This window comes from Vibrio sp. MM46 (genome assembly GCF_027587135.1).
GTDB lineage: Bacteria > Pseudomonadota > Gammaproteobacteria > Enterobacterales > Vibrionaceae > Vibrio > Vibrio harveyi.
The window spans coordinates 1-25,264 of the sequence record NZ_JAPPTO010000033.1; the positions used below are offsets into that span (position 1 = coordinate 1).

Sequence of the window (25,264 nt, forward strand, 5' to 3'; positions counted from 1 at the left end):
AGCCTAAGCTTCTAATTGGATTATCATCAACGAGTGCCCACACAGATTGATAGGTCTATATTTTTAAAGAACTTTTCTAACTAACTTACCGCCTCAGCGCTTCGTCGTTAGGGGTGCGTATCTTACGCTTCCCGCTTTGAGAGTCAAGTATTTTTTCAAATTCTTTTTTCTCTCTTCCGACTCGCTGTGTGACTTTCGTCTCACTCCGTGTCGGTGGATGCGCAGTATAGGGAGTTGAGAAATTAGCGCAACCTTTTTTTGAAAAAAACTTTCTAAGCGGTTATTTATCCACCAAATGCGTTATATCTGCATATTTCTTCGTCACATTTGAGACATATCACAGCAATTGGTTGGAAAAACACCAACCATATACGTAAGATTCATGTGTCTATTTTGTTAATAGGCAGCCAATCTCTTTATCATCTATATGTAGTAATCAAAATGACGTCTAAAAAAAATCTGATCTTGTGTGCTGGGTTGGCGGTCATTGGGGGAATCATCTTCTCTCAGTTACCTGTGTCACCTGCCTTGAGCTTTGTTATCGGTGTTGTCGCTACTGCTTTTCTTTTTTCACTTTCTAGCAAAACACCTGTTCTTCAATCTTCGGATTCCGATCCTTCAACTAAAACGCTGTATGTCGGCAACCTTCCTTATAAGGCAAATGAAAGTCACGTTCGAGATTTGTTTGCTGAGTATGGTCAGGTCTATGCAGTACGCTTAATGAAAGATAAGCGCACTGGTAAAAGAAGAGGGTTTGGTTTTGTAGTGATGGCTGCGGCAGATGCAAAACCTGCTATCGCTAAACTTAACGAGAAGGAATATATGGAGCGTACACTTAAAGTGCGTATTGCTAACGATCCTAAACACCCTGATGGCGGTAAACCTGAACAGGATTAAACCCTAAGGTCGCCAAACAGGTATTCAGTGCATCTTCTTGCCAAGGAGGTGCACTGGCATAAATCTTCTTACTCCCTTCCTCTTGGCTTTCTTCCTTCATATCGCTGAGTAGTAATGCTTTCACTCGACGAGCAATGGCTTCGCCAGAATCAATTAACGTAACCTCTCCACCTAACGCTTGATGGATTTCCTCTTTAATCAAAGGAAAATGAGTGCACCCCAATACAGCTACATCGACTTTATTACGTAATGGGAGAAGAATGCTTTCGAGCTCTGGAATAGAAATACTTTCGCCACGCAGCTTTTCTTCTGCCATATCCACTAAGCGAGTGGAACCTAATAGTTCGACAGGTTTGCCTTGAGCAAAGTCACGGATCAGTTCATGAGTATATTGACGAGTCACGGTCGCGGGCGTAGCAATAAGTCCTACACCCTGAGAAGCGAGTAATGAGGCCGGCTTGATCGCAGGCACCACTCCGACAACCGGAATGGATAGATTCGCACGCAATGATGGCAACACTATGGTACTTGCGGTATTGCAGGCGATGACTACTATGTCAGCTTGATGCTCTTCAACCAATGCTGCCACCAGCTTATTAACGCGAGTGATCAGCACATCTTGGTCTAGCTCGCCATATGGGTAAGCTTCGTTATCGAACAGATACAAGTAATCCATGTTTGGTAGAAGTCGGTGGATTTCTTGGAAGACCGATAGCCCTCCGACACCGGAATCAAACACTAGGACTTTTTTCTTACTTGATGCTCGCACGAGTCTTACCTGCAAATTAGAGACTCGGCGATCATACTGGTTAGATTTGTTTTGGCAATGCTTTGGCTCGGTATCTTTGATGACTGAATCGCTCCCCTGTTTCCACTTCAAGCTTAGCCAACTCTATATGTCCTTGAAATGATGAGGTTGATGTCACCAATGTATGGAATTCGCCATCTTCGCCACAGGGATCAATATGACCGGGTAATGACTCAATCAACGTTTTGTCATACCAACATCCACACCACTCCGGCGGCAATACATTTCCATCGGTGGTAATCAACATGGTTTGAATTCCACGCTCGATAATTTCAAATGCCAATGCCTTGCTTTCTTCCCCCAACAAAGGGAATACACATTCCCAGCCGGCAGGTTCAATATAGCTGCGTCGATAATCAGCAATACCATTACAAAACATATCACCGAACGCGACAGCTTCTACATTCAGCCCACTGCTTTGTAGTGCATTAACGATCGTCGATTGATAAATGTCATTATTCGGGAACACTTCAGGCAGTTCGATAGTAATGAGCGGAAGGCCAAGTAAGTCCGCCTGCATTTGCACGACCTCAAGCGGGGTTGCTTGAAAAGGGACTTCTTTATCAACATAAGTGGTGTACAAGCCAACTACCTGATAATGCGGATCTTCGTTTAGACGCTCCAACGTTAATGTAGAGTCTTTTCCGCTTGACCAGCTAATCACAACTCGTTTTGGTTTAGTCATCGTCTTTCCTTGTTACCTATTTCCACCAGCGCTTTACTTACAAAAAGAAAGACCGCCGATATGGCGGTCTCGTTTAGCTTGATTAAAAGCGGTAGTCTGCCGAGACAAAGTACTGACGCCCTGGCGTCGCGTAACTAGTGTACATCTCGTAGTTTTTATCGAAAGCGTTGCTTAGCTTCGCATTAATATCCCAGTTTTGGTTCACGGCGTAAGAAGCAGTGAAGTTCCATAGGCTGTAGCTCGGTAGTCTGGTACTGCCATTAAAGCGTTCACCTTGGTACAGGTACTGCGAGCCCAACGTCCATTGGTCAAACGTTGCGTAGGCGTTCCACTTAGCACCACGCTTGGAGCGGTACGCTAGCTGAGTATCTTTTGCCCCAGACTTATCGACAGGATCTTTATAATCTAAGTAAAACTCGTGAGAAACGATATCCGTGTCGAATTTCACCTCTAGTTCGACACCTTTGATCTCAGCTTCACCCACGTTTTGCATGCCAGAGCCTTTCCAAATCAACATGTTCTCAATTTGGTTGTAGTAACCCGTCACCGTCCAATCAACAATCGATACAGCACCTGATAGCGACAGCTCGGTATTTTCTGATTCTTCTGGTTTTAGGTTCGGCATTTCGTAGCCTGGGTAATACAAATCAACAAAGCTCGGCGCACGGAAAGCAGTACCGTGGCTCAGGGTTAACTCATAACCTTCGTAAAAACTCCAACCCGCAGCGGTTTGCCATGTGGTGTTGTTACCAAATTGATTGTTGTCGTCATTACGTACGCTTGCTTCTAACGTCCATACGTCATAAACATATTGAGCAATGGCACTAACACCAAAGTTAGTTCTTGGGTTCTTCTCTGGATCATAGTCTTTAGCTGGTCCCCAACTGTTCGCCGCAATGTAGCCTTTTGCTAGCTTCTCAGTACGGTAATCCAAACCGCCACCAATACTCAGTTCTTCGTTAACGCTGTACGAGTTCAACCAAATCGCGTTGAACTGCTCAATAGCAACATGATCGCCAGTAGATTTGTTTTGACCTGATTTATGGTCGTAGTTGTCTTGTTGACCATAAGCCAATTTTAATTCAGATGAGTAAACGTCTTTGTTGTATTCCAGCGATAAGTCGGTACCTACATACTCTACTTCACCAGTTTTTTTCTCATGACCACTCCAAATACTACTGTTGTCGTAATCGTATTCATTGTTGTAAGCACTCACCCCAACGTAACCAGACAAGTTGTCAGAAAAGTTTTGTTGGTAACCCAACTTCAGGTTTAGCGTTTCGAAGCCATGCTCATCGCCATCATTCAATCCTGGCTGAGGCTTAACATTAAAACCATCGGTTTTCTCGTATCCTAAGACACCCTTAAAGTGTTTACCTTCACCCACAGGTTTAGAGACCACAAACGTGCCTTTTTTATGGTTATTTGAGCCATAACCTGCAGACACTCGACCTGAATCGTCATTAATAGGCGCACGAGTAATAATGTTGATTACGCCAGAGATCGCTTCTGAACCATAGATAGAGGCTCGTGCACCACGAATGTAATCGATACGTTCGACAGAGTTGATTGGAAATTGGTTAAAGTCGATACCACCCATGATTGCACGAGGCATACGCACCCCATCAACTAAAACGAGTACTTGAGACGAGCTACCACCTCGAACGTAGATAGATGCGGATTGACCACGCCCACCGTACTGAGCAACTTCAACACTCGGCAGTGTACGGAACACATCAAACAGACTATTTGCTTGCAGGCGTTTAATGTCTTCTTTGGTTACCGTGACGGTTTGTGCAAGAACAGCACCATCAATTTGCTTGAAGCGGTTTGCCGTAACCACAACCGTTTCATCTGCGGAAACTTCTTGGGCCTGTGAATAAAAGGTAGGTGAAAGCAGCGATGCACACGTGATCGCAAGAAATGTTTTTCTCATTGTATTGTCCTAAGTCGCGTAATTCCTACCGAGCCCTACTCGTGTTGAGCAGTCCAGTGCTGTGGCTCAGTTGCTGGCAGGTATTCGGACTTAAGAGCAAGGTTGTACCGCCTACTTACTCGACTTCCCACATAGACTAATGCAGTGTCTTGATGAGCGTTCGTTCTCTTTTACCGCTGCGCGTCAGTTCTGGATTCTCACCAGATTCCCATTTCAGCCATCTAGATTGCTAGATAGCACCAGCTTGGGGCAAATACTATTAAGCTATCGATTATTTGTCCAGCCAATATTACCTCTGACAATTGTAACGATTTGGTTCATTGGTGTATCAACTGACACAGAACACACTATCTTTAAATCAATTGGGGCACAAAACTGGACATCCTATTGAGATTGAATAAAATCTGCGCTCTTAAATTGAATGCACCATAAAAGGTAAGATCATGGCTACTCTTGATGTAAACCCACAACGCTACCAAGAACAACTGGCTGAAAAAGTCGAACGTCTGAACGATATGTTCGCGCCATACAACGTGCCAGAACTGGAAGTGTTTGAATCACCAGAGCAGCACTACCGCATGCGTGCTGAGTTCCGCGTTTGGCATGAGGGTGAAGACCTTTACTACATCATGTTCAATCAAGAAACTCGTGAGAAATACCGCGTTGACCAATTCCCAGCAGCAAGCCGTCTGATCAACGACCTGATGCCACTACTAGTTGAAGCGATGAAAGACAACGAATCGCTACGTCGTAAACTGTTCCAAGTGGACTTTCTATCAACGCTTAGCGGTGAGATTCTGGTTTCACTGCTTTACCATCGCCAGCTTGATGAAGAGTGGATTGAAAACGCGAAAGCCCTTAAGCAGCGTTTGAATGATGAAGGCTTCAACCTAAACATCATTGGTCGTGCTCGTAAAATGAAGATTGTCCTAGACCGTGACTACGTGATCGAGAAGCTAGACGTAAATGGTCAAAGCTACATCTACCAACAAGTAGAAAACAGCTTCACTCAACCAAACGGCAAAGTCGCTGAGAAGATGCTGGAATGGGCAGTCGACTGTACTCAAGAAAGCACTGGTGATCTCCTAGAGCTTTACTGTGGTAACGGTAACTTCTCTTTGGCGCTGGCACAAAACTTCGACCGCGTTCTTGCAACTGAATTAGCGAAGCCATCTGTGGTTTCTGCGCAATACAACATTGCAGCGAACGAGATTGATAACGTACAAATCCTACGTCTATCAGCAGAAGAGTTTACTCAAGCAATCGAAGGTAAGCGTGAATTCCGCCGCCTACAAGATGCAGGTGTGGATCTGAAGAGCTACAACTGCAATACGATTTTTGTCGATCCACCGCGTTCAGGTATGGATGTCGATACTTGTAAAATGGTGCAAGGTTACGAGCGCATCATGTACATCTCTTGTAACCCAGAGACACTAAAAGAGAACTTGGACATTCTATGTGAAACCCACAACGTGACACGTTTTGCTCTGTTTGACCAATTCCCTTACACGCACCACATGGAAGCAGGTGTACTGTTGGAACGTAAAGCGTAATCCACCAGCCTCAGACATAAAAAAAGCGAGCTCAACGGCTCGCTTTTTTGTTAGATTCGCTTTGCTTATTCAGCAGTGGTCTTCTTTTCCATAAAACCCAGTTTCTTGCCGATCCACGCTAGGAGAATCATTGAAACCAGAATTGCGAAGAAGTTAGAGCCTGCTTCTGGGTATTGCGCTTTAATAAACGCAGAGTGACCAAATGCACCTACGAAGAAACACGCCAGACCAACAAGTGGGATATCTTCTGATACTGGGTTGTTTAGGTATTCTTGGTACAGCGCCTGTACAGCTAGCACGAGTGCAATCAGAGGGAAGATTGAAAAAGATACTTCACTCATGGTCAACCATGACAACAAAGCATCACCACACATACCTGCAACCAGTGCCAAAATCAGCGTTTTCTTTTCAGATTTATTTCCATTCGACATTATTCTATCCCGCCTTTTAATCGGTTACGTTCACGTTCTTTGCGATACCAATAGGCCCCTTTGGCTATCATTCGCAATTGCATGATCAATCGCTCGGCGAGTTCATCGCGCTCGCGTCGATCTAAATCTAAAGCTTCCGCACCAGAGCTAAACACCAAAGTAACCGACGCCTCTGCTTGAGTGAACGCCTCTTCTTTGGTCATTCCGGTGCTCATTAAGTACTCAGTTAATTCTGCCGCAAAATGCTGAATTTCTCGAGCGACGGCAGTACGAAATTCAGAGGAAGTGCCGGAGCGCTCACGCAACAATAAGCGGAAAACGTTAGGACTACTTTCAATGAATTCCATAAAGGTTTCAACTGAAGTTCGAATCACACTGCCTTCTTTGACAATACGCTGACGCGCCTGACGCATCAGTTGTCGCAACAACAGACCACCTTCATCAACCATGGTTAAGCCTAGCTCGTCCATGTCTTTGAAGTGACGGTAAAAAGAAGTTGGTGCAATTCCTGCCTCTCGGGCAACCTCACGCAAGCTGAGATTGGAAAAGCTGCGATCCGCACTGAGTTGATTAAATGCCGCATCGATCAACGATCGACGTGTTTTTTCTTTTTGCTGCGCGCGGATTCCCATCGATTTCATTCTTTAACTTGCTCTTTTTCTATTGGGTACGAGAGCTTCAATATAACGCATATCGCCCCCACGTATAAAGCGACGTTATCTGCCGATAAGCGGCGAGCACGTTACTATCGCCATGCATCTAATTGCAATCGCCTCACTTCAAATAGTAGACATACAGCATACCAATTAGTTCTTTTGGGCGATTCTGCGTGATCACTTCCACTCTCTAGCAGGCATTACGTGTTCCCAATAGAGTAAATGAGTTAAAATCCCGCTACAGCAATGTTAAGCAAATATAACAAGGAAGACATCATGGCGCATGCTAATCACTATGACGTGATCGTAATTGGTAGTGGCCCGGGCGGTGAAGGGGCGGCGATGGGATTGACCAAAGCCGGACTGAATGTTGCCATCGTAGAAAAGGAAAGCAGTGTTGGTGGCGGTTGTACGCACTGGGGAACCATACCATCCAAAGCATTGCGTCACGCAGTTAGCCGTATCATTGAATTCAATAGCAACCCGTTATTCTGCCGCAATAACACCAGCCTTCATGCAACATTTTCTGACATTTTAGGTCATGCAAAATCGGTAATAGATAAACAGACTCGACTTCGTCAGGGCTTTTATGATCGCAACTCATGCACACTGTTGTTTGGTACAGCCCGCTTTATCGATAACTACTCCATCGCCGTCATGCAAAGTGATGGTACGGAAGAAGTATACTCAGCAGATAAATTTGTTATCGCTACAGGCTCTCGTCCATACCAACCAAATGACGTTGACTTCTTACATGAACGCATCTACGACAGTGATTCCATCCTGAGCCTGAAGCACGACCCTCGCCACATCATTATTTACGGTGCAGGCGTGATTGGTTGTGAATACGCCTCAATCTTCCGCGGTTTAGGCGTGAAAACTGACCTGATTAACACTCGCGACCGCCTGCTCTCTTTCTTAGATAACGAAGTATCAGACGCATTGTCTTACCACTTCTGGAACAGTGGCGTGGTGATTCGTAACGATGAAACATTCGAGAAAATCGAAGGCACTGAAGATGGTGTTATCGTGCATCTTCAATCTGGCAAGAAGATGAAAGCCGATTGCCTACTGTATGCTAATGGTCGAACGGGTAACACAGACAAACTCAACTTACCTGCGGTTGGACTTGAGGGTGATTCACGCGGACAGCTCAAAGTAGATGGTAACTACCGTACAGAGGTAGAACACATCTACGCAGTCGGTGATGTAATTGGCTACCCTAGCCTAGCGAGTGCAGCGTATGACCAAGGTCGTTTCGTGGCACAAGCCATCACTAAAGGACAAGCTGACGGCAATCTGATTGATGACATCCCAACGGGTATCTACACCATTCCAGAAATCAGCTCAGTAGGCAAAACTGAGCAAGAACTGACTGCGGCGAAAGTGCCTTACGAGGTGGGACGCTCTTCATTTAAGCACTTAGCTCGTGCGCAGATTGCAGGTAAAGACATCGGCAGCTTGAAAATCCTCTTCCATCGCGAAACCAAAGAGATTCTTGGTATTCACTGCTTTGGTGAGCGCGCCGCGGAAATCATCCACATCGGTCAGGCCATCATGGAACAAACAGGTGAAGCCAATACGATTGAATACTTCGTCAATACCACCTTCAACTACCCGACGATGGCAGAAGCGTATCGCGTAGCGGCACTGAACGGTTTGAACCGATTATTCTAATTCAATTGGGTTGCCATGATCCAAAAGCTAAAACAGCAGGTTTCGACCTGCTGTTTTTTTATGTGTAACTAGGCAAGAAAGCTTCCCTTGCGCCATTGATAGAAGAAGATAGCACCAAGTCCAATCCCTCGCATTGCCATGAAACTGGTCATCGCAAACCATAGTGCATGGTTTTGCCAACCAGAGAACAAAAAGAAGATTGCAAAGAAGCAGCAAGTCGCCACGAACATACTGTTTCGCATGTCTTTACCTTTGGTGGCACCAACAAAAATGCCATCAAACAGGAAGCACCACATCGACGCCAATGGCATGACCACCAGCCACGGCAGATATACCGCCGCTTGCTGCTGCACCGCTTCAATCGAAGTGATCATGGCGATCAAGTGCGATCCCGCCAAACCAAATACCGCAGTCAAACCTAAACAGATGATAAGGCTCCAAAAGAAAGTACCAATCAGCGAAGCATTGAGCTGCGCTCGGTCTTTGGCGCCAATCGCTTTGCCAACCATGGCTTCCATGGCGTAAGCAAAACCGTCCATGCCATAGGAAATCATCATCAAGAAACTCATCAATACCGCATTAGCCGCAACCACATCATCACCAAAGCTCGCACCTTGGAAAGTCATAAAGCTAAACGTAGCTTGTAAACAGAGCGAGCGTAAGAAGATATCGCGATTGAGTTTTACGAAACGCCCTAGCCCATGTTGAGTATCGGTTAGCAGGCTTTTAGGTGATGGCAACAGACGGGCACACCACGTCCTCCATACACACATCAAGCCAAACGCCATGCCAGAGTAATCAGCAATCACTGAGGCTAGCGCTGCCCCTTCAACTTTCCAACCCAAACCAATCACAAACAGTAAATCGAGCGCAATATTGGTCACGTTGGTGATGATCACCATCCACATTGGGGCTTTGGAGTTTTGCGTTCCGAGTAGCCAGCCCAACAACACAAAGTTCATCAGCGCAGCGGGGGCACTCCACACTCGGATAGAGAAATATTGCATGCCGTAATGCTTCACTTCAGCACTGGCATCACTCCAACCAAATATCAGATCCGCGATCGGGTTATGGGCAATAAGGAAGACTAACGCAAACAGCAGTGCCATCAGTGAGCCTTGCATAAACACCAACGCGAGTTGTTTTCGGTCTTCACCACCATAGGACTGCGCCGCTAATCCAGTGGTCGACATACGTAAAAAGCCAAGCAACCAAAACGTCACACTGATCATGGTGCTACCAAGCGCAACACCACCTAGATACCAAGCGTGTTCAAGGTGACCGATCACCGCAGCGTCAACCAAGCCCAATAGTGGAACAGTAATATTCGACAGCACCATAGGGATAGCGAGCGCTAACACTTGGCGATGCACTTGAGGATTCGATAAAGGAGAGAAGATAGAGTTTGTCACAGGCACCTCGTTGTTTAGATCAGCGAGTGTACCTGAGTGTTCAATGCCTAGCCAATTACCACTTGATGTGAACGAGAACTGGCGTGAGACGATGCTTCAACATTGGGATCTTATTCAGCCAGCGCTGCCATGCTTTCCAGCGTGAGCAAAATCGGTCGAATGGCGAGAAGGCTTTGACCCATTGCGCCCATGGCAGCCAATGCAGTACTTGTTGTGCTGGTGCTTCAAAACCATGTGCATACGTATCTGAGCCGAGCTTCTGACCCCATTTACTTTCGGTTAAGTCACCTGCTAGTACCATGCACACTTCTGCCGATACAAAATGACGGCCCAGAGTTTGGATGAAAGTCGCAACGCGCGATTCATCACAATCGAGTAAAGCCATCTCACACAGAATCAATACTGGTGCTTTTTCAGGAATGCGCAGTTCATCTAACCAATTCATGTCTTCTACGCTGCCACAACGATGCTCGTAGCGTTCGTTTTTATGAAACAATCGCTGACGCCAAACCAGATTCTCGGTGACATCCAGTTCAATCCAGTGACAACGACCATTGTCCAAACGGTAGAAACGCGTATCTAAGCCCGCACCAACGTTAATGATCCAAGCGTCTGAGTGTTGTTGAAGAAAGTGACTAACCTGCTGATCGCACAGCTGAGTTAAAGTCACGTGCAGCAACTGCTTCTGATCGACGTCGCCACTGATGCAATCTGGTGCCATCTTGCAGCTCAAGCACGCTTTTGCAGCGATCGGATCGTACACCAAGCCGTTATCGACCAAGCTTTCGCGGCTACGCAAAAACAACGGTTTCAACAGATGATTGGGTACGTGATGTTGAGGCTTGGACATGGGCATTTCCTTGCGCCGAAAAGAAAATGGTTAAATGGAATTAGATGATAATAAATCTCAATATCACTTGCAAGTTTTAACGCAACAGCCAAACGCTCTGAATCAGTGCGAGCGTAACTATGCTCGGAAGAAAAGAAATATGCTTTGAAGAAAATAAAAGTGGAAATAGAAAGTGCAGAAAACACAAAGCCCAGCAGAACGCTGGGCTTTATTAGAATGCTTGAGGTAAGAAACCTACATCCAGTCAGTGTTACGGATGATGCCAACCGCCAGACCTTCAATCGTCAGGTGTTGCGATGTTAGGTCAACTTGGATTGGTGAAAACTCTTCATTCTCTGCATGCAGTAGAACTGTAGAACCTTTACGCTCTAAACGCTTCACCGTCACATCATCGTCAACACGTGCAACCACAACTTGACCGTCGCGCACATCTTGAGTTTTGTGCACAGCCAGCAAGTCGCCGTCCATAATACCGATGTCTTTCATACTTTCGCCGTTTACGCGAAGTAAGAAATCTGCTTTTGGTTTGAACATCGCAGGGTCCACTTGGTAGTGAGACTCCACATGCTCTTGAGCCAGAATCGGCTCACCAGCAGCAACTTGACCAATCAAAGGCAGACCTTGATCGTCGTTTGCCGCATCTTCGAGTAGGATTCGGATCCCGCGAGATGCGCCTGGAATAATTTCAATCGCTTGTTTACGAGCAAGCGCTTTTAGGTGTTCTTCTGCGGCATTCGCAGAGCGGAAGCCAAGCTCACGCGCAATCTCTGCACGAGTTGGTGGCATTCCGGTGTCTTCGATTTTGCTTTTAATCAAATCGAAGACTTGTTGTTGGCGTGGCGTTAACGGCTTCATATGTCACCTGTCTTTTTATACAGTTAACTGTGAGTATATCCAGTAAATGAACAAATGAAAACCCAATTGGTTGTTTTTTAATTTATTTGCGCCAGTTTCAGATCCCACCCACAAACCTCAAGTGAACATGCGTTTTAAACGCGCAATAGCCAATTCGTCTAATGAAAGCAACAACCTAGGGGTTCGACTAATTTCCGCTCAATAAAATTAAAAGGTTTGACCAGTTTCTGGTATCCTTGCTGCGCTTAAAATTTATCGCCTAGGCTTATTTCTATTGCCGTATCTATTTCCTTTCCTATAGAAGAAGGGAAAGCGGACGCAGAAATAAGGTTAGGCTTGTTTGAATACCTATTGAGGCTGTGAACTTTATGTCTTCTGGACAATCATTTTCACGTTCATTACTAAAACTACCTTTATCGGTAATGGTAAAGGGCACCACAATCCCATCGAATCCGATTGACGATCTCAACATCGACCTAGCGAAACCGATTGTGTACGCCTTACCGTTCCGTTCGAACGTGGATTTGCTGACACTACAAAAACAAGCTTTGAGCCTTGGTCTCCCAGACCCGCTTAGCCCGCTAGAAATCAATGGCAAAAAACTGACTCGTTACGTGTTTATTGCCTCTCGTCCAACCGTGATGAGCAATGATAACGACGTACCGAGTGAGTCTGTTTCTCTGTTTACTGATTTACTTGAATTGCACAAGCTCGATAGCGAACTAGACGTGCAAATGATTCCAGCGACCGTACTTTGGGGTCGTAAGCCAGGTAAAGAAGAAAACCATAAGCCGTACCTGCAACCAATGAACGGTCCGCAAAAAGCAAAAGCGGTAATGGCAGCAGGTCGTGACTGTTTGGTGCGCTTTAGCCCAGTGGTTTCACTGCGTTACATGGCAGACTCTCACGGTACCGACAGCGCTATTGCACACAAGCTAGCGCGCGTTGCACGTATCCACTTCTCTCGTCAGAAGCTCGCGGCATCGGGTCCAAACCTACCTCAACGCCAAGTGCTGTTTGCACGCTTAATGAAATCGCCAGCAATCGAAAAAGCGATTGAAGACGAAGCGCAAAGCAAAAACATTTCTATCGAGAAAGCACGCAAAGAAGCCCATGACATCATGGATGAGATTGCAGCGGACTTCTCTTATGGTTTGGTTAAAAACGGCGATCGTATTCTTGGCTGGTTGTGGACGAAGCTGTACCAAGGTCTGCACATCAACAACGCTTCGACTGTTCGTCGCCTAGCGCAAGATGGTCATGAGATCGTGTACGTACCATGTCACCGCAGTCACATGGACTACCTACTGCTTTCTTACGTTCTATACCATGAAGGTATGGTGCCACCGCATATTGCTGCGGGTATCAACCTGAATTTCTTCCCTGCGGGTCCAATCTTCCGTCGTGGTGGTGCGTTCTTTATTCGTCGTAGCTTTAAAGGCAATAAGCTGTACTCCACGATTTTCCGTGAGTACCTATCAGAGCTGTTTGCTAAAGGTTACTCGGTTGAGTACTTCAGTGAAGGTGGTCGTTCACGTACTGGTCGTCTACTTCAAGCAAAAACCGGTATGTTGGCAATGACGATTCAAGCCATGCTACGCGGTCTAAACCGTCCAGTAACATTGGTGCCTGTTTACATCGGTTACGAGCACGTAATGGAAGTAGGTACTTACGCCAAAGAGCTTCGAGGTTCACGCAAAGAGAAAGAAAACGCGGGTCTTGTGCTGCGTACTCTGCGTAAGCTGCGCAATTTTGGTCTTGGTTACGTTAACTTCGGTGAGCCGATTCAGCTAAACCAATACCTGAATGAACACGCTCCTGAGTGGACGAAAGACATCGATCGCATGGGCGGCAGCAAACCGCAATGGATGAACCCTGTGGTGAACGGTCTGGCAAACAAGATGATGACGCACATTAACGACGCGGCAGCGACTAACGCGCTAACTCTATGTGCGACCGCGCTATTGGCGTCTCGTCAGCGTGCATTGTCTCGTGACTCTCTAATCAACCAGATTGAATGCTACCTGAAGCTACTTAAGAACAACCCATACTCAAACACTTCAACAGTTCCAACAGAAACGGCTGAAGAGTTGGTAGATCACGCTATCTCACTTGATAAGTTTGTGATTGAAACCGACACCATGGGTGACATCATTTCGCTGGATCGTAGCCAGTCGATTCTGATGACTTACTACCGCAACAACATCATTCACCTGTTCGCCCTACCATCATTGATTGCTCAGATGATTATTCGTCAGCGCAACGTGACCGTAGAGAAAATTCAAGAAAACGTCGCTCAAATCTACCCATTCCTGAAAAAAGAGCTGTTCCTAAGCTACAAGGAAGAAGAGTTGAACGAGCTGGTCGTGAAGATCTTGAACGAGTTCATTGAGCAGAAGATGGTTTGCCAAGATGGTGACAAACTGGAAATTAACCAGTCAAACAACCAATCATTGGTTTTGTTGGGTCGTACTATCACTGAAACACTGCAACGCTACTCTATTGCGATGAACTTACTGGTAGCTGACCAAGAACTGGGTAAATCAGACCTTGAACAGCAGAGCCAAGACATTGCGCAGCGTTTGGGGCGTCTACACGGTATTAACGCGCCAGAGTTTTTCGACAAAGGTGTGTTTGCTGCAATGTTCAATACGTTGAAAGAGCAACAATACCTAGATAGCGACGGCAACTGCGATCTTGAGAAGACACAGCAATTTGCCAAACTACTCTTTGCTTTGCTCTACCCAGAAGTGAAATTGACCATCGAAGAGAGTATCCACCAGCTGCAAGCATAATTGGCTTAAGCTCGATATTCATCTCGACAAAACATAAAAGGCATCCAATTGGATGCCTTTTTCTATCTGAACGTTTGTACTGAGTTACCAGAAAGCGATAAACAGACCGACCGCAATCACCATTCCCACATAGTTGTTGTTAAGAAAGGCTCTGAAGCACAAGTCGCGCTCTCGGTGGCGAATCAAGTGTTGCTGGTATACAAACAAAGAAGCCGCAACCAAAATCGTCCAATAGTAGCTTTGCCCAAGTTCGTAATGTTGACCAAGCAACACTAACATCGCCAAGGTAATCAACTGCAGAACACCAATCACCAGCTTATCGTGACGCCCGAACAAGATAGCCGTTGATTTGATACCAATCTTTAAATCATCATCACGGTCGACCATCGCATATTGAGTATCGTAAGCAATGGTCCACAAAGCGTTAATCACAAACACAAACCACACAATCCAAGGCAATTCGCCTGTTTGTGCTGCCCATGCCATCGGAATCGCCCAACTAAAAGCCAAACCTAAAAACAGCTGAGGCAAATGGGTGTAACGCTTCATAAATGGATAAATGAACGCTAAAAAGATACCAGCAAAGGATAGCTTGATCGTCAGCGGGTTCATGGTCAGCACCAATAAGAAAGAGCTGATACCTAGAACTAAAAACAGACCAATCGCTTCTTTCGAGGTCACTTTACCTGAGGGTAAAGGACGCTGCTTGGTACGTTTCACATGACCATCAACTTTACGGTCAGCAAAATCGTTAATCACACAACCGGCGCTTCGCATTAGGAATACACCTAACACAAACACGATGAGTACATTCCAACTTGGCATGCCTTGGGCGGCAATTACAAGTGCCCAAACCGTCGGCCACAATAACAAGAGTGAGCCAATTGGGCGATCCATTCGCATCAGTTGCCAATATGCTTTGGCTTTTTCTGCGGACATTTACACCTTCTCCTTAGCGTAAACTGGTGAATTGGGTAAGAATAGCTCAGCAACCAGCATGGGTTTGTGATTCATCCACAGTCTTGAGCGTCGCGCTAAAAGGCGCCCCTGTGGCAAATTAACCCATCCCATTTGCAGAGCATCGCGTTCAACGTTATCGGCGCTGAACACAGTTAAGCCCAGCGGAATATCTCCTTGCTGAGCTAAGTCATACTGTTGATCGACCAAGGTTGAACGAGGAATGAGCGTGCGTCCAATGACCCAATCTGTATTGTCGCCACATAAAATCACCTCTCTCAGTAGGCAATCTTGCTCAGACAATAGCTGGCTCTCATCCTGTTTTAACGTCTTGGCAGTGACGATCTGATTGTGCAGCAATTCCACTGTTAAGCGTTGGCAGTGCTGACCTAAACGACGTGACAAAGAGCCCTTTTCTTCAAGCCAATGCTTGGCGAATTCGTTAGGGAATTCAAAATCTTCGGGGTTTTGCCACTCTACTTCCAATAAAGAAGTAAGATAGAGTGATGTCGGCTGATTCATACTAGTATTCAATTGGAGGCTTTATGCGTACAATAAAGCAACAACTTACCGTCTTATTGAAACTGTAAGTTCCGTTATTTGTTATAGACGGTCTATTGTATCAAGACTGAAGCGATTCGAATATCGCGATCCAGAGAAAGAAAAGTTAGAAATATGTACAAACGTTATATAGCCCAAATTATTTTCGCGCTAAGTCTGCTTATTTCAGCACCGAGTTGGGCTGAATCTGAAGAGGCAGCACCTAAGTTAGCCTACTTTACGCTCGAACCCGATTTAACTACGAACTTCTATACCAAGGGTAATAAATTGGGTTATGTACAGGTGCGTATCGATATCATGGTGATGAGTCAGCAAGACCTCGCCGTTGTCGAACACCACCAACCATTAATCCGAGATGCGGTGATTGAACTATTGGGTAAACAAACAGAAGATACGATTAAGTCTTTATCTGGTCGTGAGGATCTGCGCAAAACGTTGGTGAAAGAACTCAATGAAACCCTACTACCAGAGACGGGTAAAACCATCATCGCTGATTTGCTGTTTACCAAATACCTTTACCAATAATATGAACAGTTAAAGCTGACGAGCTGCTCCTATTAAACGAAAGACCACCGATTGGTGGTCTTTTTGTTGGTGTCTGTAAATCATTAACTTAGGAGGTTTGTTGGTATTTCTGTTTACCAGAATCAAACAACGCTATCGCCATACCAGAAAGTAAGCCAACTAAGTGGGCCGTGTTGGCAATCGCCATAAATGGTTGAACATAGCCAAGAACCAACCACACCAGCATAAAGCCAATAATAGGTTTAGGAAGTGTTAAGCCAAGATGTGGACAACGGTAACCAAGGATCCACAAGTAACCAAGTAGCGCATAAACCACACCAGATAAACCGCCGAAGTTTGCTCCTTCAACATAAAACTGACCCGCGCCGGAGAGCGCTGCAGAAATAAGGAAGATTTGCAGTAACTTTCCAGAGCTTAAACGGCGCTCGATATCACCTCCCAATTGCCACCACCACAAGAGGTTGAACACAATATGGGTAACAGAGAAGTGCAATAACGCATGGCTAACCCAGCGCCAGAGCTGCCATTGCTGCCCTTCGAACGCAGGAAAATGCAATAAAGCAAACACACCATCACCAAAGCCGAACATCTGCAAAAAGTAGATAACGGCACAGACAACCATGATCAGCAAGGTCACTGGGCCCGCCTTAGCTTTCACCATACCCATAATGCTCGGGCTGGAATAATGAAATTTGCTCTTACGAGTATCGGCAACGTCCCACGAAGCGGCGCTATATTTCGACGCTGATGGATTGGCTAAGAATTGTTTTAGCTCGGTTTCGACTTCAATTTCATGCTGCGCATCCGTCAGCCAAAGTGCAAACTGTCCTTCACCTTCCGGCATCATCTGAATATCAATCTTGCGTGATGCCATGTAATCAATGAAGGCTTGCGCCATACGTGGATTATTTAACGTTACCAATCTCTTCATTAACTTCTCACTATCGGTAGTTCTGCTCGTTGCCAGGCTTCAAAGCCGCCATCCACACTGTACACCTGTTCGAAGCCTTGGTTAACCAAATATTGTGCCGCACCTTGGCTACTGATGCCGTGGTAACACATCACTAGGATTGGTTGTTCGAATTCCGCATCGTCCATGAAAGGAACGATCGAATCATTAGTCAGATGAAAAGCGGATTCTGCATGCGCGACAGCAAAAGATTGAGGGTCACGAATATCTACAAGTTTTGCTTCACCTTGTTCGAGCAATGCCTGAGCGCCTTGAACATCGATATGTTGAAACTGGTCCATTTACTTTCTCTATGTCGTTTTCGTTATTGACGCCATTGTAACCTATCCAAAGCCAAACTTAGACACAGAGATAGTCAGGTCATTGAAAGCTGTACACATTCGCACCGTTTGTGGATAAATCTGTGAATTGCGTTGATAAAGTATATTTGGATCATTTGATCCACAAGATGTAGTAATGATCTTGATCTAACTGTGTGTATATTTACAACTATCCCCAAGTGAAAAACCACGCCTAAGCCTTATTTAGTCCGGCTTTCGAACAGTTGATGAATAATTACTTCACAGAGTTATACACAGGTAGCACAGATAAATTAGATCGCAAACACTATCGATTTTCGATCGAAAACAAAAAAGCCGAGATCACATGATCTCGGCTTTCTATGAAAATCTTACTTTAGATTAGAAGCGAAAGTTAGAACTCACCGACAGCAAGTTTCAGTTTCTTCATCGCGTTCTTTTCTAGCTGACGAATACGCTCGGCAGATACACCAAACTCATCCGCTAGATCTTGAAGTGTTGCTTTCTCGTCATCCAACCAACGAGAACGGACAATACGTTGACTACGCTCATCCAAACTCGCAAGAGCGTGACCTAAACGATTATTAGTATGCGTTTCCCAGTTAGCAGCTTCAATATTATCTGCTACATCAGACGATTTGTCCTCTAGGTACAACATTGGCGCTGTGTACGAGTTTACATTGTCGTCGTCATCCATTGGCATATCGAACGTTGAGTCCACTGCCGCTAGACGCGATTCCATTTCACGTACTTCTGAAGGCTCGACACCTAGCTCACGAGCTACGGTTTCAACTTCACCGTTGTTGAACCAACCTAGACGCTTTTTCGACTTACGTAGATTGAAGAACAGCTTACGTTGCGCTTTGGTTGTCGCGATCTTAACAATACGCCAGTTACGCAATACGTATTCATGGATTTCAGCTTTGATCCAGTGAACAGCGAAAGAAACCAAGCGTACACCCACTTCAGGGTTAAAACGCTTAACTGCTTTCATAAGACCGATGTTGCCCTCTTGTACTAGATCTGCCATTGGCAAACCGTAGCCTGAGTAGCCACGAGCAACGTGAACAACGAATCGTAGGTGTGACAAGATAAGGCCTTTCGCCGCGTCAATTTCACCCTTGTAGTGTAATCGTTCTGCAAGCTCACGCTCTTCGTCTGCAGTTAGCATTGGGTAGCTGTTTACAGAACGGATATAGCTATCAAGGCTATCTTGCGTGACTAGAGCCATCGGATACGCTTCTTTTGTCATTCAATTCCTCATCAATCTCTGATCTGGAGCATTACATTGCAATTTAGCTTGGCCATCTTGAACTTAAAATGAACAAGTTTCAAGAAGGGCGAGTAATTATCCATAAACAAATTGTCTAAACAAGAGGTAAAAATTAGCTTGTGCTAATAAATTCCAAGTATAAGACCTTTATCACCTAAACTGGTTCAATTTCTTTTAGATGACGCTGCGCGGATACTCGTGCGGCGATACAACCCAGTAAACTACCAGTGATAATTAATAGCAGAGATTCATCCCAACTCAGACCAATCAAGCGGAACTGACTGTCGTATAGTGAAGCCAATTGCTCAACGGCATTGTTCATCACCACAGTAATCAATGCGGTGACTAACCAAGCAATGCTCGCCCCCAGCACACCGAACCACATACCCGTGTACAGGTAAGGACGCAGAATGAAACCGTCGGTCGCACCAATCAGCTTCATGGTTTGAATCTCTTCTTTGTTCGCCAGCACATTAAAGCGCAATGTATTGCCGACGATTAAAAATACAGCACCTAACATCAGTATTGTCAGGGTGATGACAATAATACCAGCAAGGGTTTTTATGGCATCAAGACGCGCCAGCCAATCTTCATCGAGCCTAACGTCAGTAACGTCTTGTTGCTCACGGACTTGCTTGGCTATCGACTGAATATCACTCTTTACTTCTGAATCAGGTGTGATCACCAACACGCCTGGTAGTGCGTAACCACTCAACAGACTCAACGCTTGGTCAAAGCCAGCGTATTGGCTTAAATCAGATAGACCTTGTTGCGGCGAAATATATTCCACCTCTTTTACCAAAGGCCACGTTTCGATTTGGTCTTTTAACACCATCACACGCGCATCAGGCATGCCTTCTACTAAGTAAGCACTAACTTGCGATGGTGAAGCGACATCTTGTGCTGCGCTCGCCACGTTTTTACCCAGCAAGTACAAGCAAGCAGGCATCGCTAATGCCACTGAAATAACAGCTAAGGTAAGAATGTTACCTAAAGGGCGACGCCATAACGCGCCAAAAGAAGATTTTGCTTGTTTTGCATGGACAGAGAAAAAACCATCGGTATTTGCACGCTTGGCACTGCGACCTTTCCCTTTCTTCTGGGTGCGCTTGTTACCTACCATAGTCTTCTACCTCACTTAGGAAGCCTTGGTTCAATTCAAAATGGCGATATTGTGGGCGAGTGTTTACTAACCCGATATCGTGCGTCGCAAGGAGAATCGTTACGCCAGCACGGTTAAATTCTTCAAACAATCGTAACACACGGTTAGACAGCTCTGGATCAAGGTTACCAGTTGGCTCATCGGCCACCAGTAGGGTTGGTCGGTTTACGACAGCGCGTGCAATACCAACACGTTGTTGTTCACCACCCGAAAGTTGACTTGGCAAACAACGGGCTTTATCCAACAAGCCCGTTTTATCCAACGCCGCAGAAACACGGCGTTTGATTTCGTTTTCAGAAATCGATTCGATGCGCATCGGCAGTGCAACGTTGTCGAACACACTGCGATCCATCAATAGACGGTGATCTTGGAAAACAATCCCGATATTGCGACGCAAGAAGGGAATGTCTTTGTTTGGGATACGAGTGATATCGTGACCATTGAAATGGATTTTGCCATCGGTTGGTCGCTCTATCGCACATATCAGTTTCAACAAGGTACTTTTACCTGCCCCGGAATGCCCACCTAAAAACGCCATTTCTCCGCGTCGAAGGTGAAAATCGACTTTCTGTAAGGCTTGTCGACCACCTCGGTAAGCTTTGCTCACTTGCTGAAATTTGATCACCGTTGATTTCCTCTAACTCTTGTTACTCTTCACGACTAAACAGAGCGTCAATGAACTCTTGAGTTTCAAATGGACGCAAGTCTTCGATGCCTTCGCCTACACCAATGTAGCGAATTGGGATTTCGAACTGATCAGCGATAGCGAAGATCACGCCACCTTTCGCTGTACCATCCAGCTTAGTCAATGTAATCCCGGTTAGAGGGGCAACATCACTGAAAAGTTTCGCTTGGCTAATTGCATTTTGACCTGTACCTGCATCTAGCGTCAGCATGATCTCGTGTGGCGCTGAGTCATCAATCTTCTTCATTACACGTACAATCTTACGCAGCTCTTCCATTAGGTTCGCTTTGTTTTGTAGACGACCGGCAGTATCGGCAATCACGACATCGACGCCACGCGCTTTTGCCGCTTCAATCGCATCATAGATAACCGAGGCACTGTCCGCGCCAGTGTGCTGAGCAATCACAGGAACGTTGTTACGCTCACCCCATACTTGTAGCTGCTCAACCGCTGCCGCACGGAAGGTATCACCCGCCGCAAGCATGACTTTCTTACCTTGGTTTTGGAATTGCTTCGCCAGCTTACCGATTGTGGTGGTTTTACCGACACCGTTCACGCCAACCATTAAGATAACATAAGGGGTTTTGCTGCTGTCGATTTCGAGAGGCTGTTCTACTTTCGCAAGGATTTCTGCCATCTCTTCTTTCAGCAGGCCGTAAAGTGCTTCACCATCTTTAAGATCACCGCGAGAGGCTTTTTCAGTCAGATTGTTGATGATTTTTGTGGTGGTTTCCATGCCTACATCAGCAATCAACAGTTGTTCTTCTAGCTCTTCGAAAAGGTCATCATCGATCTTCTTACCGCTGAACAAACCAAAGAAACCCGCACCGATGTTTGCTTTTGTGCGGCTTAGGCTACGCTTCAGGCGAGCAAAGAAGCTCTCGGTTGGTTTTTCTTGTTCTTGAACGCGAGGTGCAACTGGTACTTGTGGCTCTTCTGCTTCTGCTTCTGCTTCTGCTTCTGCTTCTGCTTCTGCTGGGGCAGCCTCGGCTTTCTCCGGCTCCGCTTCAACCGCTGTTTTTTCTTCTGCTTGCTCGGCAACGTCTTCTGTTGGTTGTTGCTCGGCGGCAGGAGCTTCCGCTGCTTCTTCTTTTACTGATTCTTCAGTTGTCGGTTTTTGGCTTTGCTCTTCATCACCAAAACCTAGCCACGAAAGTAATCCGCGCTTCTTTTTTTCCGTCATCTGGGGCTATCCTAGATTGTCTTCTTATCTATTAATGACTCTTTTCTGACAAGAATATTAACTTTACAGAAAAGGCGAATGACAAAGTTGTGAAAACTTTCCAATTAGGTAAATCTAATCTTATTAGTGTTACACTCTGTCATCTTGAATATTCTGGGCTGTATCCAAGCTCAAAGCTTGGGCGATTGGGTATAGTATCACTTTATTAGCGGTCAAAAAATCTATGGTAAGACGTCGCCAGCAAAACTCATCACAAAAAACGCCAACAACGGGCTTTGTACGCATTATTAGTGGGTTATGGAGAGGTAGAAAGCTCCCTGTTCATGATGCAGAGGGCTTACGCCCAACCACGGATCGCGTAAAAGAAACCCTGTTTAACTGGTTAGCTCAAGATGTACCGCAGGCGAAGTGTCTCGACTTGTTTGCGGGCTCAGGCGGTTTAGGCTTTGAATCAGCTTCACGCCAAGCTGACCAAGTAACTATGATTGAGCTAAATCCACAAGCATTTCAGCAACTGCAAAAGAACGTAACTTCCTTGAATGCCAACAACATTCAAGTAGTGAACACTGATGCAATTAGCTTTTTGCAGCAACCAGGGACACCTCACCACGTAGTATTCATCGATCCGCCATTCCGCAAAGGATTATTGGATGAAACCGTGACCTTGCTAGAGCAAAACGGCTGGCTTGCTGAAGATGCGATGATTTATATTGAAACTGAAAAAGAGCTGAACATTGCTGGGCTACCAGAGAGCTGGCACCTACACCGCGAGAAAACCGCAGGTCAAGTGAGCTACCGTTTATACGAACGCTCACCAGCTTAAAGCCTCGATTTAAAAGGATAGTTAAATGAAAGCATTATTGATACTGGCTAAAGCGGCCATCGCCTTTGTCTGGTTCGTGTTGATCCTCAACTTCTTTATGCCATTCCCTGGTAAAGCAGCGATTGCGTTGTACATCATGACCGCTTTCTTGTTCATCATGCACGGTTTGCAAATGGCGATCTTCATTGGTGCATTTGGCGACAAGATTAAGATGAGCGCATGGGAAAAGTACTCCATTTTGATTTTTGGTATTTTTGCTCTGCTCGATATTCGTCGTAAGCACATGATGTAATAAGACAGAGAAACGAAAGCCGCTCATAAGAGCGGCTTTTTTGTATTTATCATCTCGGTAATGGCTCAGCCCATGTAGCTCTTCACCCCATCAAGGAACATTTGGGTAGATATCATCACTAGCAGTAGTCCCATCAATCGCTCAACGGCTTTTAAACCACGCTCTCCTAGGATACGGTGGAAGAAGCTGTAGAACATCAAAATAAAGAAAGTCGCGCCCCAAGCAATTAACACGGCGGCAGACAGCTCCATAATCTTATCGGGATGCTGAGAAGAAAGTAAAAGCAGCGCTGCAATCACCGAAGGTCCCGCAATCATCGGGATAGCCATTGGTACAATAAACGGCTCTTCGCCGGCAGCCAATCCAGTAATGCTGCCAGCACTTGGGAAAATCATCTTAATGGCGATGATAAACAGAATGATACCACCAGAAATACTCAAGGTTTCAGGCTGAACATGAAGGAAGCTCATGATGCTCTGCCCTGCAAATAAGAACAGCATCAAAATCATCAAGGCAAACACTAACTCACGGATCAGTACTTTGCGACGACGCTTTGCATCGAGATGTTTGAGAATGGATAGCACAATCGGCAAGTTGCCGAGCGGGTCCATAATAAGAAACAGCATGGTCGCTGCAGAAAGAATGTCCATGTTCTGACCTCGACAGGAAAATTGGCGGCCAGTATAACAAAGTGACTACATGAATATATGTTTGAAGGCGAAATGCATTTATCGCCTTCACAGAACAACGCTTAACCGCCGCTTAGTGATTGCAAACGCGCGCCATGTTTACGACAAACTTACCTTCTAGCTCGCGTACTTTTTCTCGCTTTAGCAAAAACTCTAGCAATGCATCTAAGTCTAGATCATTCAGCTTACAGGTATGAAAGCGTGCCTCAGAACCAAAGTGACCCGCAAGCTCATCACGGTTCATTGGGGTTTCACGAAGTAGGTTCAGTAGATTGTGAGCATGAATTTCAGTCATTATTGACTCCGGTCATCAAGTTGAATTCGTCCAGTTTACTGAAAAAAAGACGAGGTACTTTGACCTGAGTTAGTAAATGATAGAGGCAACAATTAACGCATGAGCAAAAAAGTAGCTGCCACTCACCCAGACATAGGCGCGTTTCATCGGCTTACGATAACCATGTATTGCATAAGCTAAGGCGGAATAAATCATCACTAAGGCGCCGCTAAACCCGAGCGCACTAGCAAAGCTCGGCACTTGTAACCACACCTCTCCCGCAGCCCAAGCCAATTGAACTAGCATAATGCCCATAATCACGACCGGAAAGACCATGGAATCCAATTGTGGCAATAGTAGGAAAAATGCGACGATACTTGCTGCGAGAAGCAGAGCTAACAACCACCAAACGATGTCACCATTGAGCTGAACCCAAAATGATTTGCTATAGCAGATTTGTGCTAGGAGATACCCCGCGAAATAAAGAGGTTTGCGAGATTTAAATGAATGAAGAGTGTCAGCAAACATCGAAACCACTAAACCACCAACGATCCAATATGTGTGTGGTGCTGAAGAACCTTCGGTCAGTGCCAAAATCAGCAGCAATAGCAGAGTAAAGATTTTAAATGTGAGAGACTGCGTTGGATTGGCTTGTTTCGCCCCCAACACGGAATACATCCCCGATAGCCCTATCGCTAACCAACTCCACATGCCGATACACCTTTCACGTAATCTCGCCGCTAGTCTAGGTAGACCAATCTTGATGTAAAGATGCAATCAGTGAAAGTTGGATCTCGATAGCGAATCGCAACATTTTGTAGCCGCAACTTACTCAATTAATGGTTATCGTTTTTCTCGCAATCATTGAGGTGAATGATTTAGTGAAAGTAATCAACGGCAGCGAAATAAATTCGCTGACTTTCAATAAATTGAAAAACAAACCGCCAATTTGTTCGCCATGCAACCGTTATGGATAAATAACCGACACAAAAACCAAATCCACCACCTCTGACCAC

At 45.6% G+C, this 25,264-nt stretch carries 26 protein-coding genes and 1 riboswitch; of the genes, 7 read left to right on the forward strand and 19 right to left on the reverse strand.

Going from position 1 to position 25,264, the window contains the following annotated elements; genetic code table 11:
• Positions 1 to 441 precede the first annotated feature (441 nt).
• Complete coding sequence (locus OH459_RS24830) at positions 442 to 897, forward strand: RNA-binding protein (protein ID WP_005451980.1); 456 nt, start codon at positions 442 to 444, stop codon at positions 895 to 897.
• On the opposite strand, the gene murI is transcribed toward OH459_RS24830, so the two are convergent.
• The 3 genes from murI to OH459_RS24845 form a co-directional block, all read right to left on the reverse strand.
• On the reverse strand, positions 860 to 1,666 hold the full coding sequence (murI, locus tag OH459_RS24835) for a glutamate racemase (protein WP_005451981.1): 807 nt from the start codon (positions 1,664 to 1,666) through the stop codon (positions 860 to 862). The two genes, OH459_RS24830 and murI, sit on opposite strands and share 38 nt — an antisense overlap.
• A 40-nt stretch (positions 1,667 to 1,706) precedes the next feature.
• Entirely contained in the window at positions 1,707 to 2,390 is a 684-nt protein-coding gene (locus tag OH459_RS24840; protein ID WP_050937483.1) for an ATPase, read from the reverse strand.
• Between the two features lie 82 nt (positions 2,391 to 2,472).
• Positions 2,473 to 4,326, reverse strand: coding sequence for a TonB-dependent receptor domain-containing protein (locus tag OH459_RS24845; RefSeq protein WP_005451983.1), 1,854 nt, complete (start codon positions 4,324 to 4,326; stop codon positions 2,473 to 2,475).
• Between the two features lie 58 nt (positions 4,327 to 4,384).
• Positions 4,385 to 4,585, reverse strand: a riboswitch (cobalamin riboswitch).
• A gap of 184 nt (positions 4,586 to 4,769) precedes the next feature.
• On the opposite strand from OH459_RS24845, the gene trmA reads away from it, so the two are divergent.
• Complete coding sequence (trmA, locus tag OH459_RS24850; protein WP_005451984.1) at positions 4,770 to 5,879, forward strand: tRNA (uridine(54)-C5)-methyltransferase TrmA; 1,110 nt, start codon at positions 4,770 to 4,772, stop codon at positions 5,877 to 5,879.
• A 65-nt stretch (positions 5,880 to 5,944) separates the two neighbouring features.
• Here trmA and OH459_RS24855 read toward each other — a convergent pair whose 3' ends face one another.
• Together OH459_RS24855 and fabR are read right to left on the reverse strand one after the other, a co-directional pair.
• A complete protein-coding gene (locus tag OH459_RS24855; protein WP_005430908.1) occupies positions 5,945 to 6,310 on the reverse strand; it encodes a YijD family membrane protein in 366 nt (121 codons plus the stop codon).
• The gene (fabR, locus tag OH459_RS24860; protein ID WP_005430912.1) at positions 6,310 to 6,951 is read right to left on the reverse strand and encodes an HTH-type transcriptional repressor FabR; all 642 of its coding nucleotides are present in this window, start codon (positions 6,949 to 6,951) and stop codon (positions 6,310 to 6,312) included. Before fabR ends, OH459_RS24855 begins: the two co-directional genes overlap by 1 nt.
• Positions 6,952 to 7,212: 261 nt before the next feature.
• On the opposite strand from fabR, the gene sthA reads away from it, so the two are divergent.
• Positions 7,213 to 8,643 carry a Si-specific NAD(P)(+) transhydrogenase gene (sthA, locus tag OH459_RS24865; RefSeq protein ID WP_269989255.1) on the forward strand — a complete coding sequence of 477 codons (1,431 nt, stop codon included), beginning with the start codon at positions 7,213 to 7,215 and terminating at the stop codon, positions 8,641 to 8,643.
• Positions 8,644 to 8,711: 68 nt separating this feature from the next.
• On the opposite strand, the gene dinF is transcribed toward sthA, so the two are convergent.
• The 3 genes from dinF to lexA form a co-directional block, all read right to left on the reverse strand.
• Entirely contained in the window at positions 8,712 to 10,055 is a 1,344-nt protein-coding gene (dinF, locus tag OH459_RS24870) for an MATE family efflux transporter DinF (protein WP_021017946.1), read from the reverse strand.
• Positions 10,056 to 10,110: 55 nt separating this feature from the next.
• Positions 10,111 to 10,905: a class I SAM-dependent methyltransferase gene (locus OH459_RS24875; protein WP_009695929.1), complete on the reverse strand. Its 795-nt coding sequence runs from the start codon at positions 10,903 to 10,905 to the stop codon at positions 10,111 to 10,113.
• Positions 10,906 to 11,139: 234 nt separating this feature from the next.
• Positions 11,140 to 11,760, reverse strand: coding sequence for a transcriptional repressor LexA (gene lexA / locus OH459_RS24880; RefSeq protein ID WP_005438488.1), 621 nt, complete (start codon positions 11,758 to 11,760; stop codon positions 11,140 to 11,142).
• A gap of 368 nt (positions 11,761 to 12,128) precedes the next feature.
• On the opposite strand from lexA, the gene plsB reads away from it, so the two are divergent.
• Positions 12,129 to 14,555, forward strand: coding sequence for a glycerol-3-phosphate 1-O-acyltransferase PlsB (gene plsB / locus OH459_RS24885; RefSeq protein WP_005451993.1), 2,427 nt, complete (start codon positions 12,129 to 12,131; stop codon positions 14,553 to 14,555).
• Between the two features lie 84 nt (positions 14,556 to 14,639).
• Here plsB and ubiA read toward each other — a convergent pair whose 3' ends face one another.
• Together ubiA and OH459_RS24895 are read right to left on the reverse strand one after the other, a co-directional pair.
• Positions 14,640 to 15,494, reverse strand: a complete 855-nt coding sequence (ubiA, locus tag OH459_RS24890; RefSeq protein ID WP_005451994.1) for a 4-hydroxybenzoate octaprenyltransferase — start codon at positions 15,492 to 15,494, stop codon at positions 14,640 to 14,642.
• Positions 15,495 to 16,034, reverse strand: a complete 540-nt coding sequence (locus tag OH459_RS24895; RefSeq protein WP_009695930.1) for a chorismate lyase — start codon at positions 16,032 to 16,034, stop codon at positions 15,495 to 15,497.
• 153 nt (positions 16,035 to 16,187) lie between these two features.
• Here OH459_RS24895 and OH459_RS24900 point away from each other — a divergent pair, with 153 nt between their 5' ends.
• Positions 16,188 to 16,598 (forward strand): flagellar basal body-associated protein FliL, encoded by a 411-nt coding sequence (locus tag OH459_RS24900; RefSeq protein WP_005451996.1) that lies wholly within the window; start codon positions 16,188 to 16,190, stop codon positions 16,596 to 16,598.
• A gap of 88 nt (positions 16,599 to 16,686) precedes the next feature.
• On the opposite strand, the gene glpG is transcribed toward OH459_RS24900, so the two are convergent.
• The 6 genes from glpG to ftsY form a co-directional block, all read right to left on the reverse strand.
• Positions 16,687 to 17,529, reverse strand: a complete 843-nt coding sequence (glpG, locus tag OH459_RS24905; RefSeq protein ID WP_269989258.1) for a rhomboid family intramembrane serine protease GlpG — start codon at positions 17,527 to 17,529, stop codon at positions 16,687 to 16,689.
• A complete protein-coding gene (gene glpE / locus OH459_RS24910; RefSeq protein WP_269989259.1) occupies positions 17,529 to 17,849 on the reverse strand; it encodes a thiosulfate sulfurtransferase GlpE in 321 nt (106 codons plus the stop codon). Before glpE ends, glpG begins: the two co-directional genes overlap by 1 nt.
• 412 nt (positions 17,850 to 18,261) lie before the next feature.
• On the reverse strand, positions 18,262 to 19,119 hold the full coding sequence (gene rpoH, locus OH459_RS24915) for an RNA polymerase sigma factor RpoH (protein ID WP_005452003.1): 858 nt from the start codon (positions 19,117 to 19,119) through the stop codon (positions 18,262 to 18,264).
• A gap of 175 nt (positions 19,120 to 19,294) precedes the next feature.
• Positions 19,295 to 20,263, reverse strand: coding sequence for a permease-like cell division protein FtsX (ftsX, locus tag OH459_RS24920; RefSeq protein WP_005452004.1), 969 nt, complete (start codon positions 20,261 to 20,263; stop codon positions 19,295 to 19,297).
• Positions 20,253 to 20,927 carry a cell division ATP-binding protein FtsE gene (gene ftsE / locus OH459_RS24925; RefSeq protein ID WP_005452005.1) on the reverse strand — a complete coding sequence of 225 codons (675 nt, stop codon included), beginning with the start codon at positions 20,925 to 20,927 and terminating at the stop codon, positions 20,253 to 20,255. The genes ftsX and ftsE overlap by 11 nt, the downstream gene beginning before the upstream one ends.
• Positions 20,928 to 20,949: 22 nt before the next feature.
• Positions 20,950 to 22,170, reverse strand: coding sequence for a signal recognition particle-docking protein FtsY (gene ftsY, locus OH459_RS24930; RefSeq protein ID WP_269989263.1), 1,221 nt, complete (start codon positions 22,168 to 22,170; stop codon positions 20,950 to 20,952).
• Between the two features lie 223 nt (positions 22,171 to 22,393).
• On the opposite strand from ftsY, the gene rsmD reads away from it, so the two are divergent.
• Together rsmD and OH459_RS24940 are read left to right on the forward strand one after the other, a co-directional pair.
• Positions 22,394 to 22,993, forward strand: a complete 600-nt coding sequence (rsmD, locus tag OH459_RS24935; RefSeq protein WP_005452007.1) for a 16S rRNA (guanine(966)-N(2))-methyltransferase RsmD — start codon at positions 22,394 to 22,396, stop codon at positions 22,991 to 22,993.
• A gap of 25 nt (positions 22,994 to 23,018) precedes the next feature.
• Complete coding sequence (locus OH459_RS24940; RefSeq protein ID WP_005438504.1) at positions 23,019 to 23,285, forward strand: DUF1145 domain-containing protein; 267 nt, start codon at positions 23,019 to 23,021, stop codon at positions 23,283 to 23,285.
• Positions 23,286 to 23,350: 65 nt separating this feature from the next.
• Here OH459_RS24940 and OH459_RS24945 read toward each other — a convergent pair whose 3' ends face one another.
• The 3 genes from OH459_RS24945 to OH459_RS24955 form a co-directional block, all read right to left on the reverse strand.
• Positions 23,351 to 23,935: a YhgN family NAAT transporter gene (locus tag OH459_RS24945; RefSeq protein ID WP_005452008.1), complete on the reverse strand. Its 585-nt coding sequence runs from the start codon at positions 23,933 to 23,935 to the stop codon at positions 23,351 to 23,353.
• Positions 23,936 to 24,047: 112 nt separating this feature from the next.
• A complete protein-coding gene (locus tag OH459_RS24950; RefSeq protein ID WP_005452009.1) occupies positions 24,048 to 24,269 on the reverse strand; it encodes a YecH family metal-binding protein in 222 nt (73 codons plus the stop codon).
• A 69-nt stretch (positions 24,270 to 24,338) separates the two neighbouring features.
• On the reverse strand, positions 24,339 to 24,959 hold the full coding sequence (locus OH459_RS24955) for a lysoplasmalogenase (RefSeq protein WP_269989269.1): 621 nt from the start codon (positions 24,957 to 24,959) through the stop codon (positions 24,339 to 24,341).
• Positions 24,960 to 25,264: the final 305 nt, after the last annotated feature.